The 12,420-nt window shown below is 50.4% G+C and carries 7 protein-coding genes; 5 read left to right on the top strand and 2 right to left on the bottom strand.

Annotated features, from left to right (window positions below; all coding sequences use genetic code 11):
• Positions 1–78: 78 nt before the first annotated feature.
• Positions 79–1,827 (bottom strand): hypothetical protein, encoded by a 1,749-nt coding sequence (locus D328_RS0109410; RefSeq protein ID WP_018884744.1) that lies wholly within the window; start codon positions 1,825–1,827, stop codon positions 79–81.
• Between the two features lie 332 nt (positions 1,828–2,159).
• On the bottom strand, positions 2,160–4,454 hold the full coding sequence (locus tag D328_RS0109405; RefSeq protein ID WP_018884743.1) for a helix-turn-helix domain-containing protein: 2,295 nt from the start codon (positions 4,452–4,454) through the stop codon (positions 2,160–2,162).
• Positions 4,455–4,695: 241 nt separating this feature from the next.
• Between D328_RS0109405 and D328_RS0109400 the strand changes: the two genes are divergently transcribed.
• The 5 genes from D328_RS0109400 to D328_RS0109380 all read left to right on the top strand — a co-directional run bounded on the left by D328_RS0109400 (position 4,696) and on the right by D328_RS0109380 (position 12,401).
• Positions 4,696–6,366 (top strand): response regulator, encoded by a 1,671-nt coding sequence (locus tag D328_RS0109400; RefSeq protein WP_018884742.1) that lies wholly within the window; start codon positions 4,696–4,698, stop codon positions 6,364–6,366.
• Positions 6,363–8,192 (top strand): cache domain-containing sensor histidine kinase, encoded by a 1,830-nt coding sequence (locus tag D328_RS0109395; RefSeq protein ID WP_018884741.1) that lies wholly within the window; start codon positions 6,363–6,365, stop codon positions 8,190–8,192. The genes D328_RS0109400 and D328_RS0109395 overlap by 4 nt, the downstream gene beginning before the upstream one ends.
• On the top strand, positions 8,189–9,616 hold the full coding sequence (locus D328_RS30225; RefSeq protein WP_018884740.1) for a sugar ABC transporter substrate-binding protein: 1,428 nt from the start codon (positions 8,189–8,191) through the stop codon (positions 9,614–9,616). The genes D328_RS0109395 and D328_RS30225 overlap by 4 nt, the downstream gene beginning before the upstream one ends.
• Before the next feature lie 123 nt (positions 9,617–9,739).
• A complete protein-coding gene (locus D328_RS0109385) occupies positions 9,740–10,810 on the top strand; it encodes a galactose ABC transporter substrate-binding protein (protein ID WP_018884739.1) in 1,071 nt (356 codons plus the stop codon).
• 73 nt (positions 10,811–10,883) lie between these two features.
• Positions 10,884–12,401, top strand: coding sequence for a sugar ABC transporter ATP-binding protein (locus D328_RS0109380; RefSeq protein WP_018884738.1), 1,518 nt, complete (start codon positions 10,884–10,886; stop codon positions 12,399–12,401).
• Positions 12,402–12,420: the final 19 nt, after the last annotated feature.

Raw genomic sequence — 12,420 nt, 5'->3', positions numbered from 1 at the left:
TAATCATCAGGGCAGTTCAGGCATATCAGATATCGAATCCCTGTAATCTTAATGGTGGCAGCCAATACAACGAACAGATCAATGGGTAGACAGCAATTCCAAATGCAAGGTGATATCCACCGGAGTAAGCAGATTCATGACTAGTAGCTTGCCACGAGAGGGTTGTATATCATTGCGCAGGACCGTCAGTCGATGCTCGAAGGCACCAGAAGAGATACGGATCTGATCTTTTCCATGGGTATACAGAGCGGTACCCTCCTTCCAGAAGAACTGATCCTGTTGAAACTCTTCTATACACTCACCCGATAGCTCACCCTCTTCCCCAAAGATCAGAGTGAATTGGGTGAACAAGTCCTCCTCCTCGCTGGACTGCAGCCTGATGGACCAGCCATTGGCCTCAACTTGTACATTGGCCTGCAGCCAATGCCGTTGCAGATGGGTAAGGGGCCGATGCTGGTGGGGGAGCAGACTCCAGGGACTTGTTTCTTTCCCATAATCGGTTGTCAAAGGCAGCAGCTCGCTAGGTATAGGCCCGTTGTACCCCTTTTCCATCACCTTACGTAAAATATATCCGCCCTCCGTCGGTGTGAATTCATCAAACATGACGATTCCTGGCGTAAAAGCCGTGGTCAGCTTCATACCAAGCAGGCGAGCCTGACCATGCCGCAAGGCAAGAAAAGAGGGGGTGTGTGACATGATCGTAATACTCGTCTGACCTTCGCGAATACGGACAACTGGTGCGCCGAAGGCGGGATGATCGGAGCTGTGCAGGATAGAATTGTACCCTGTTGTACTGGCTCTGGCTAGGTTGGTTGCCAGCGGGTATTGTTGGTTCAGCACAACATGATAGCTATCTGGGAGCGGCTTGCGTACCATTCCAACCAGATCCAGCTCTGGATGCAATAATCGGGTAAGCATGTAGTGGTTGTTCACACTTCCAGGGTCAGATATGCAGGAGGCTGCAAGATCAGACATGGCTGCAAAGTGGGGGTCCTGATCCGTGACGGCCATTAATGCGCAGATCGGGTAGTAGGATGAGAGATCGCTGGTCACTCCGAAATCCTGACGACCGGAATAGTCTGTAATGACCTCCCCGGATGGGTACACAAGATATTGCATCATCCGCAGGTTCTTTCTGACCGCTTCTAGCAGCTCGGGACGCTCCAGGAGGATAGCAGCGTGATACAGGGAGATATCACTTACCGCATTGTAAATACCGTTACTGCGCTCTGTCCATTCCCCGTCGTGGGTAATATCAAGGCCCTCGGCAAGCCATGATTGCGCGCGCTCCAGCAGAGCAGAATAACCGAATCTGTCGTAGAGCTGAGCAAGTGCGGAGGCCAGCACCCAGCGGTGATTCGGTGTGTGACAACCGCCAGTCAACATGGCAGGCATCGCTCGCTCCATGAATTGAAGCAGTTGGTCACGTACAGGCATCAGCATCTCCCATCCATCCTGCTCCAGCAGCTTGACGACTTGCGCCAGCCCATTGATAACGAAGCCCGTATCTGGTGGGGAATGATAATTGGTGGAGCCCAGTGAGATCGTGCCGTCCTCATGCTGTCTGTTCAGCATGAATTGGGCCAACAGCTTAAGTCTCTCCAGCAGTTCGATGTGATGATAATATGATGATGCGGGATTTACAATCGAGGCAGCGTATGTTGCCAGTGTGCTGGCTGAGCTACCGTGATTTGGCCGCGGAATGCCCGTATGCTCGTCCATGATTCCGCCTATGTATTTACTCCCCTGCTCCAGTACCTGCAGTTCCATTCCACTCAAGGTATAATACTCGTTCACTCGAAGAATCTGTGAATATGCTTCATTCATTGTGCCCTTCCCCTCCTGTTGACTTGTACATGCATCTTACGCACTAACGATATACGCTGATTGGAGCAACATCTATAATCATGAGGGAAGACTTGTCAACTTGCCCCTGAAGAACAATCCTCATGGCATATTACCAGTGAGATTGGGGGCCAACCGTATAGATAGATCCAATGATGATTGCGACTAGACTCGTGAGGAGCGCGACAAACACCACAAACACAAACACCACAAACACCGAAGGCAGCCACACCTTCGGTGTTGTGGATTATGATGCAGCGGAGAGCAGAGACAAGAAAAGCAGAGGAGGGAGGAGAACAGAGCTCGGGGGTCTACTAGCTTTGATATTCGCCCATACGTATCTTTTTGCGATATTCACCAGGCGTGATATCCTCCATTTTGCGAAAGTAACGAATGAAATTTTGCGAATTCTGGTATCTGAGTCGTTCGGCAATTTCTCCGACCTTCATCTCCGTGTTGCATAGCCATTCTTTGGCTTTATTGAGTCTGTAGCGGGATACGTATTCACTAAAACTCACTCCCGTCTCCTTACGGAATACGGTCTTGAGATAATTCGGATGATAATTGAGCCTGGATGCACAGACCTCAAGACTCAGCTCCTGTTCGAATTCGCTGTGTATTATTTCTAGCATTCGATCCGAGATGTTGGTATTGCGTGAGTCCAGCGCCGAGCTCATGTGGTTGATAATCGGATGGACCAATGCGAACATGAACCAGTCTTCCATTTCTACTACGGTGCGCAAATGTGATATTTCATCGAACAAATGCCGTTCACCCAGTACGATTGGAGAGTCTGACTCACGGTCCTGAATGAACTCCCTGATGATATCAATGAGCAGCCTGTACAGGACCAGTTGAAAGTCTTGATGACGCTGATTGTCCTTAAGCAAGAGTTGTAGAAGTTCCTTCAAAAGCAGGCGGGAATTATCGGTGTCTGAGGCCTTGATGGCATCAAAGAGCTGTTTTTCCAGCCATTCTGGGTAGGAAGCTCGAATTTTATGATTCGGCAGTACATCGTCTAAATACAGCACGGAGGATTCTCCGAGTCTAATCCTGTAATGCAAGGCTTCCAGGCTTTCCAGATAGGCCTCGCCAGAATGCTCTAACCCTTGGTATGTCCGACTGATGCCGATACTGACATTCAAATGCAAGATCTTCGCTACCGTAGACTGAATGATTTCTCCCCAATGATAAATGGTATTCGTTGCCTCCACATCGGAAATTTCCCCCAGATGATGCGGATTATGCAATATCGTAGTCTGGTGCTCCCTCATCACAACTGGGGGAAGTTGATGGGAGTCTCCTAGAAGATCATTCACAATGTTATTAATTGCGAACATCAACAAGTCCTTATCCTGCTCTTCATAGCGACTTTCTTCAAGAGAGTCGATCCGAACAGTCAGCACACAGAAGAAGCCCTCTCTGAAGCTGTAACCAAGCTGATCCAAGCGTTCTGTAACCTCCCGTTGTTTGATCTCTCCAAGCAGCAGCTTGCGGACAAAAAAAGCTCTCAGCTGTCCAGTCTGACCAACGATCCGGGCGCGTAGCTCCGAATGTGTGGAATGTAGAGAATGAATATGGTCAGTGATAAGCTTGAACTCATCGCTCGCCGGAGTCAGCTTAGGAGTCGCAGTACCAACGAATACAGAATCCATAATGTTGCGAATGGGAATGTACATGCGTCTTGAGCCGAATATGGCTAGCAAGAAGACAATTAGCAGCATCACGGTAGAGAGAGATAGTGTATACCAGCTTATGGATTTGGCATCCTTGGTCATTTCTTCAATCGATACGAGGGAGACGTAGGTCCATCCGTTGTATGCGGATTTACGGTACGTAATACTGGTCTTAACGCCGTCCATATCGAGTCTTAACGTATTCGTGTCTGGATACACGCTTGCTTGATGGCTGACATAATCTGTGAACCAGTCGGGCGGATACGCTAAAGTGCCTACGGAAGCCAATGGTGTATTATACGCATCAAGAATTAACGAGACTGCTTCGCCTTTAGCTGGAGGGAGCAGCTTTTGCAGTCTTGCCACGGGGATCTCTGCGATGATGAGACCCGTGGGGTTCTTCAGAGTATTAATTGGTAGCTTTTTCATCAGATAAATCCGTTCGGTCTGATCTCCATGGAATTCAGTAATCCATTGTGTTAATAGGGAGGGGTCGTTCTGCTCCAGCAGTTGTTGTACAAGAGGCTCCTTGTTCACGGAACTGAAGCCATTGTTAGAGATGAGCCATCCGTGCTGCTGATTTACCAGATACACATCGCTTATCCCTAGATCATAGGTCTGCAGCCGATATAGACCCTCCTTCATCTGTTCGATGGCAAGGTAATCCATCACCCCCAGATCCCGATGGAAGGATTGATTGATGACTGTAGTATTGGAAAATTGTGTGATGGAGTTGTCAATCATCTGAATAATCTGCTCGACCTTCAGTTGTGTCTGTGTGAGCGTCTGCATAGTACCTTCATTGACCTTTTGTTCAATAATGCCATTTGCCTTCAGCGTGGACAGTATTCCAAGCAGAACAAGCGGCACTGTTCCCAGAAGCAATCCGAACATCATAAGTGTCCGAACATATTTGGATTTCGTCCAATTCATTGACTCCGAACCCCCATCTACTGTGAATCACAGGAATGTAAGCGCTATTATTTATCCACTATCATAATATAGATCCGAGGCAGAGACTATCATTTATTGACAAAGGGGCTTATAGAACAAAAAAAAGGTAAGCGGTTACAATATTTCGAATCTATTGTATAGTAATGTCCGGGCACTTCACACATATGATTTTGGAGCAGGCGCTGCTCATTCATTTTAGAGGTAAGGGAGGCATATCCCCATGTATCGGGTATTGCTGGTAGATGACGAAGAGGATGTAAGAGAAGGACTTGTGCTGGAGATTGATTGGGAGGCATTGGGCCTTCGAATTGTGGGACTTGCCGAGAATGGAAGGGAAGCCTTGGAGCTAGCAGAGCGGGTGGAACCCGATATTGTAATTACGGATATCAGCATGCCCTTCATGAACGGTCTGGAGTTGGCCCACGAGCTGCGTAGGCACAATCCACTCATTAAGCTAGTCATATTGACGGGATACGATGAATTTGATTATGCCCGGCAAGCAGTATCCCTTAGCGTAGACGAATATCTGCTGAAGCCTTTCTCAGCAGGACATCTGACGGAACTATTGACTCGTCTACGTTCACAGATGGCTGCGGATGTAGCAGAAAGGGAGAATTTACGAAAGCTGAAAGAGTACTATCACAATAGCCTTCCACTGCTACAATCAAATTTTCTGGCCTCCTTGTTATATAGACAGCGATCAGAGGACTACGTACACGATAAAGCAAGGCAACTGGACCTTGACCTCACAGGCTTCAGATACAGCATTTCTGTATTGACATTACATAAGAACGAGACGGATAGGAGGTCTGGACAAACGGGAGAGGAAGCCGACGATACAGCTATCGTGCTATGGAAGGATGCAGAGCTTAAGCAATTCGCTGCCCTGAATATTGCGAGTGAGGTGTGGAATGAATTCGGTGCAGGCTATGTATTCTGGCATCAGGATATGATCGTATTGCTGTTCATTGATCGGGACGGCCTTAATGAGCGTGAGCTGGAGCGTCAGGAAGCGCTTGATCGTGTGCTGCGCAGCATGAATCATTATTTACGGCTGGCAGTTACGATTGGTGCAGGCTCGCTCGTCGATTCCCTGGGTCTGCTGACGCATTCTTATACGGATGCGATGCTGGCCCTGGATTATCGTCTGGTACCTGGTACCGATCGACTGATCTACATTGATGAGGTCGAGCGACGAGCAGGCGGGCAGCTGCGGTTCGATGAACTGAAGCAGCAAATGCTGACCCGCTGCCTGAAGGCAGGCACCGAGGACGAGCTGGAAGAGGCTCTGGATACGATCTTCGCCGAAGTAACCCGCCAGCATGGTAGCCATGATATACAGCTTTATCTCATTGAAGTTGTTACGACCGTATGGAAAGCCACCCTGTCCTCGGGTGAGGAGCTGGAGGAATTGTTCGGGGCAGGTTTCCAGGTCTACGCAGAGCTGCTCAAGCTGGCTGGATTGGAGGAGGCCAAGCGCAGACTGCGCGATATCTGTCAGTTGGTGCAGAGGCGGATCGCCTCCGGTCGCCAGCATGCTTACCGGGATATGATCGACCAGGCTTTGCAGTACACCAAGGCGCATTACAGAGACCCGGAATTGTCCATTCAAAAGGTATGCAGCCATCTCCATATCAGTCAGGGGTACTTTTGCAGCATTTTCAAGAAAGAAGTTCAGCTGACCTTCCTGCAATATTTGATGCAGCTACGGATGGAGGAGGCGAAGCGCCTGCTCCGCTCGACGGAGCTGAAGTCCTTCGAGATTGCGGCGGAGGTGGGCTTTGCGGAGCCGAATTATTTTAGCTTTTGCTTCAAAAAGCAAGTTGGCGTCTCCCCCAAGGAATACCGCAAGCAGGCAGAACGGGCGGAAGGCGAGGAGCGTCATATATGAAGCGCTGGTTAGGAGACAGAGGGGCATTGCTACTGCGATCTATCAACCGCCGATTCTCCGATCCGGTACAATTCATAGGTGCGAAAAGCATCGGTACGATTATTACGAGATCGTTCTCCGCATTCATGGTCATCGTGCTAACTGTAACGTCGATGCTGCTGTATAACCAGTTCACGCGAGCTGCCGAGCGCAGCGCAGAGCTTGCAACCCGGCAGATAGTAGACCAGGTCAGCTACAATCTGGAGGACTACGTCCGGGGCATGTCCCACGTGTATCGTGCGATTGAGGAGCATATGCTGGCGGACGGTGACTGGCAGGGGCAACAGGTAGATAAGCAACTGGATACCCTCTTAAGTAGTCGTGAGGATATCATATCAATCACCCTGCTGGATCAGGAGGGAGGATTGCTCAAAAATCGACCAGCTGCCGAATTGAGAAGCAGTGCGCATATTACCCAACAGGGCTGGTTCCAGTCCGCGTTGCGTGTGCCTGATCACTTGAGCTTCTCGCTGCCGCATATTCAGAATATGTACGCAGGCTCATATCCGTGGGTAGTCTCGATGAGCAAAGGCATAACCGTCCGGCGAAATGGTCAGGATGAGCAGGTGATTTTACTGGTAGATATCAACTTCAAGCAGATCGACGAGCTCAGTCGTCGTGTAAGCCTAGGTCAGCGTGGCTACGTGTACATTATTGATGAGAGTGCAGGCAATATCGTCTATCATCCGCAGCAGCAGCTTATGTACATGGGGCTGAAGCGGGAAAATATCGAGCAAGCGCTGGTTGCGACGGGCACTTATGAGGATACAGCGGAAGGGCAGCAGCGCTTGAATGCTGTCAAATCCGTCGCCAATATCGGCTGGAAAATTGTTGGGGTCGCCTACAAGGAGGAGATCATGACGACCCGTCACGAGGTAACAGCTTATTTGTTGCGCATGTTGGTCGTGGTTCTGGTGCTGGTCATTATCATTTCGATATTGCTATCCACGACGTTAACGAGGCCGATCCGTCGAATGGAACGCCGGATGAAGACCGTAGAGCAGGGAGACTTCAATGTAGAGCTGCCGATGACGGGACCGCTGGAGGTGCAGCAGCTGTCCAGACGTTTCAATCTTATGGTCAGTCAGATTCGGACGCTGATGGATGAGATTATTCGGGAGCAGGAGCAGAAGCGCCAATTGGAGCTGGCAGCATTACAGGCACAGATTAACCCCCATTTTTTGTACAATACGCTGAATTCGGTCGTACGGATGGTTGGCATGAGTCGTAACGAGGAAGTAATCACGATGATTACCTCGCTTTCCAAGCTCTTCCGCCTAAGCTTAAGCCAAGGACGTACTATCATTACCGTTCGCGAAGAGCTGGAGCATGTCTATCATTATTTGACGATTCAGCAGATGCGCTTCAAGCAGAAGTTCCAATTCCACATAGATGCCGAGGAGCAGACATTGGATTGCACCACACTGAAGCTGATTCTACAACCATTGGTAGAGAACGCGATTGTACACGGTATTGAGGGATTGGGCGATGAGGGCTTCATCCAAATACGTACGTACACCAATGAGCAATTGCTATATATCGAGGTTAGTGATAATGGCATGGGTATGTCTGAGGAGCAAATGAAGCGGTTATTCACCGGTAAGCCTGTGGTTAAGAGCGGAGCCGGTTCAGGTGTGGCGGTTCGGAATGTTCATGATCGGATTCGCCTGGTGTATGGCGAAGGTTACGGCTTGACATTTGACAGCGAATTGGAGGAAGGGACAGTCGTGACCATCCGACTCCCCGTCAGACCCGTCCACGACGTAGGAGAGGAGCATTCTCAATGAAAGGGATCATCCGTCGCGAAAACGATTGTACAACGAGAGGAAATGTAGATAGTAGGCTCAGGTTCAATTGGGTACGGGTGCCATTATTCATTATGTTGGGTCTGCTGCTGACTAGCTGTAGCTATTCATCTAGCGATGCTGAGCCACATGTCTATCGTATTGCACTCATTACCCCGGCAGGGAGTAAAAGTGTATCCGATGCGGTACAGTTCGGAGCCGAATCTGCTGCCAGGGAGCTGGGGGCAGAGCTGATTACGGTGGAAATGACCACGGCCGCAAGGGACTCTTCACAAGAACATGGTGCGATGGTAGAGGCCAGCAATACGAAGGAAACTGCTAATTCCGATAGTGCCACGACAACACTCTATACGAAGCCCATCATTGCATTCGATGCTGCCCACTCACAAGCCAAAGTTGATGAGCAATCGGCTCAAGCTGCAGCAGTGGCCCATGCTCTGGAGTTGGGTGCCACGGCAATCATTTTGAATCCGGAAAGCGATCGTGGATTGGAGCAAGCCATTCGCGAGGTAGCTGCCATTACAGGACAGAAGGGCAAGACGATTCCGGTTATATCACTGAATGCTCAACATGTGCAAGGAGTTACCAGCAGTATTTCGATGGATCATCATGCAGCTGGTCGTCAGGCTGGGCAAGCCATGGGGGAGCTGCTAGAGGGTAGGGGAAGGGTGCTGTTACTTGGCATTACTCAGGATACGGCTCGGGTCGCGGATCAAACCAATCCTAAGCAAATGACTCAACAAACGAATCAGAATACAGGCCGGAATACAGATCGAGACGCAAATCAAATTACAGATCAGAAAACAGATCATGACGCAGGTCAAAATGCAGGTCAAAATGCAGGTCAAAATGCAGGTCAAAACACTTATCCGGGCTTGAGTATAGATAGCTATGCTCTCGCTGAGCGTGAACAAGGAGTACGGGAGATCCTCCAGCAGCAGTATCCACAGCTGCAAGTCGAGTCTCAGTTGGCTTGTCAGGATGAGGCGTCGTGCCAGCTGCATATTGAGCAATGGCTTCATGCTCAATGCGCCAAGCCGGATCAACAGACGAATGCGAATTCACCAGCAGAGCCTGCTAGGTCCATTGGGATGATCGCTCTGGATGAGTCGGCGAGCATTATTGCTGCACGGAGTGCTGCCGAGCAATGCAGTTCCCACAACGGCATTCCGATCGTAGGGTTCGGGAGTGAACGTGAGCAACTGGAGCAACTACAGGAGGGAATTATACGCCGTCTGGTCGTTCACAATGGCTTCAGTGCAGGCTATCTTGGCGTTCAACAAGCGACAGCGTATCTGAATGGTGAGCAGGTACAGCCACAGATTACGCTGGAGACGAGAGTGGTCAGCACCGAGAATATGTTCTGGATGGATAACCAGAAGCTGTTATTTCCCTTTGTTCAATGACAGGTCCACCAATAAATGAAGATTTTTATATAACAGATGAAGATATTGTATTCGAAAATACTGAAAACCCTTTCATAATAAAGACATCGGCATTGCCGAATGAATCAGGGGAGGTCATTATACATGAAGAAAACATGGACCATGCTTGCGATGACAGGATTGATGCTGGTTACTGCAGCTTGCGGCGGAGGTGCTGGCAGTACGACTACCGGGAACAGCGGCGGTACAGATACAGCGGCGCAAAACACATCCTCGGGCACAGAACTGCCCAAAGTCGGGGTAGCCATCTATAAATTCGACGATACGTTCATGACTGGAGTCCGAAATGCGATGAAGGCTGCTGCTGAGAGCAAGGCTGAGCTGGATATTGTCGATAGCCAGAATGCCCAGCCGACCCAGAACGAGAAGGTCGATTTGTTTATTTCTAAAAAGTACAATGCCATGGCCGTGAATCCTGTGGATCGCACAGCAGCCGGGGTTATTATTGACAAGGCCAAGGCAGCTAACGTGCCTGTCGTGTTCCTGAACCGGGAGCCGGTAGCTGAGGATATGAACAAATGGGATAAGGTCTATTATGTTGGAGCAAAAGCTGAGGAATCCGGTACCATTTCCGGCCAACTAATCGTCGACTACTGGAAGGCACATCCTGAGGCTGACAAGAATGGGGACGGCAAGCTTCAATATGTCATGCTGAAGGGCGAGCCAGGTCATCAGGATGCGGAGCTACGCACCAAATATTCCGTGCAGGCGATCGAGGATGCAGGAATTGAAGTCGAAGCATTGGCTGTAGATACCGCGATGTGGGACCGCGTCAAAGGGCAGGAGAAAATGCAGGCATTCCTGGCCTCACACGGTGACAAGATTGAAGCCGTACTCGCGAACAATGACGACATGGCTCTGGGGGCTATTGAGGCGCTGAAGGCAGCTGGATATTTCCAGGGTGACAAGAGCATTCCTGTCGTAGGTGTGGATGCCACTGCACCAGCTATTCAGGCTTTGCAGGACGGTACGATGCTCGGTACGGTGCTTAACGATGCCAAGAATCAAGGGGCAGCTACGGTAGCTATTGCTGAGGCTCTGGCTAAGGGCGAGACGCCTACGAAGGACAACACTGGCTTCGATATTACGGATGGGAAGTACGTATGGATCGCCTATAAGAAAATAACCAAGGACAATATCGCAGACGCCCAATAACCGCGAAGAGAGGGGGAGCCGTGAAGTCACGGCACCCTTCTCCGCAAGGGAAGCGGAAGGGGAGATACACAATATGGAATCACCGTATTTGCTGGAGATGAACGGCATCTCCAAGGCTTTTCCCGGTGTGCAGGCGCTGAGTCAGGTTACGCTGAAGGTCCGACCAGGAACCGTACATGCTCTTATGGGTGAGAACGGTGCGGGAAAGTCCACGTTGATGAAATGCCTGTTCGGGATCTATCGACCGGATGAAGGCGAGATCAAGCTAAATGGGCAAGTGGTGGACATTCCGAATTCTAGTACAGCGCTGGCGCAGGGCATATCCATGATTCATCAGGAGCTGCATCCCGTACCCCATCGTCCAGTGATGGAGAATATATGGCTCGGGCGCTTTCCTATGATGGGTATAGGTCCGTTCAAGCTGGTGGATGAGAAGCGGATGGCTGAGGATACAAAGGGGCTGTTCGCAGATTTGGGCTTGGACATCGACCCCAAGGCGCTTACGAGAACGCTCTCCGTGTCCAAAATCCAGTCGATTGAGATCGCGAAGGCCGTATCCTTCCGCTCCAAGGTCATCGTCATGGACGAACCGACCTCTTCATTAACAGGTAAAGAAGTGGAGCAGCTGTTCACCATCATCCGGGAGCTTCGCAGTCGCGGGGTATCCATTATCTACATCTCCCACAAAATGGAGGAGATACTGACGATCTCCGATGAGGTGACGATCATGCGGGATGGCGCATTGGTTGGAACCTGGGCTGCAGCCGAGCTTACGACAGACCTGATCATTACACGTATGGTGGGCCGTGATCTGAATGAGCGTTTTCCAGAAAAGACGCATGTGCCTGGTGAAGTCATAATGAAAGCGGAAGGGCTGACGGCTATGCAGCCGAACTCTTTTCGGGATGTGTCCTTTGAGCTCCGTAAGGGAGAGATTCTAGGCGTCGGAGGGCTGGTAGGCGCACAGCGAACAGAACTGATCGAAGCCTTGTTCGGATTGCGGGCGCTGGCTGCTGGCAAGATCCACATCAATGGTCGTGTAGCGAGGATCTCTTCACCTGCTGCCGCCAAGCGGCATAATATGGCGCTTCTGACGGAGGAACGTCGGGTAACAGGGATTTTTCCAGTGCTATCGGTCTATGAGAATACGATTATTGCGAATCTTGGACGCTACAGGAATCGCCTGGGCCTGTTGAACGAGAGGAGAGGACGAGAGGAGGCAGCCGAGCAGACGCAGAAGCTTCGCACGAAGACACCATCGGTGAATACATTAATTCGCAACCTGTCTGGTGGCAATCAGCAAAAGGTGCTGCTGGCCCGTTGGCTGCTTACCGATCCAGATATATTGCTGCTGGATGAACCCACTCGTGGCATTGATGTCGGGGCGAAGTTCGAGATTTATACCATCATTACAGAGCTGGCCCGTCAGGGCAAAAGTATCATCATGATCAGCTCCGAAATGCCTGAGCTGCTGGGGATGTCGGATCGCATCATGGTTATGAGTGAGGGCAGGCTCACAGGAATTGTGGAAGGCGCCGAGGCTACGGAGCAGCATATCATGCGGCTGGCGGCGCAGCAGCGCATGGCTTAAGCTTAGCGGGAGGAATAGA

Source organism: Paenibacillus massiliensis 2301065 = DSM 16942 (genome assembly GCF_000377505.1).
GTDB classification, from domain to species: Bacteria; Bacillota; Bacilli; order Paenibacillales; family Paenibacillaceae; genus Paenibacillus; species Paenibacillus massiliensis.
This window is presented reverse-complemented; position numbering and strand designations above follow the sequence as displayed.

Excerpts from the sequence above, each read along its gene's own strand:
- D328_RS0109405 (WP_018884743.1), bottom strand. The coding sequence starts at position 4,454 with ATGAATTGGACGAAATCCAAATATGTTCGGACACTTATGATGTTCGGA.
- D328_RS0109380 (WP_018884738.1), top strand. The coding sequence starts at position 10,884 with ATGGAATCACCGTATTTGCTGGAGATGAACGGCATCTCCAAGGCTTTT.
- D328_RS0109410 (WP_018884744.1), bottom strand. The coding sequence starts at position 1,827 with ATGAATGAAGCATATTCACAGATTCTTCGAGTGAACGAGTATTATACC.
- D328_RS0109400 (WP_018884742.1), top strand. The coding sequence starts at position 4,696 with ATGTATCGGGTATTGCTGGTAGATGACGAAGAGGATGTAAGAGAAGGA.
- D328_RS0109395 (WP_018884741.1), top strand. The coding sequence starts at position 6,363 with ATGAAGCGCTGGTTAGGAGACAGAGGGGCATTGCTACTGCGATCTATC.
- D328_RS0109385 (WP_018884739.1), top strand. The coding sequence starts at position 9,740 with ATGAAGAAAACATGGACCATGCTTGCGATGACAGGATTGATGCTGGTT.
- D328_RS30225 (WP_018884740.1), top strand. The coding sequence starts at position 8,189 with ATGAAAGGGATCATCCGTCGCGAAAACGATTGTACAACGAGAGGAAAT.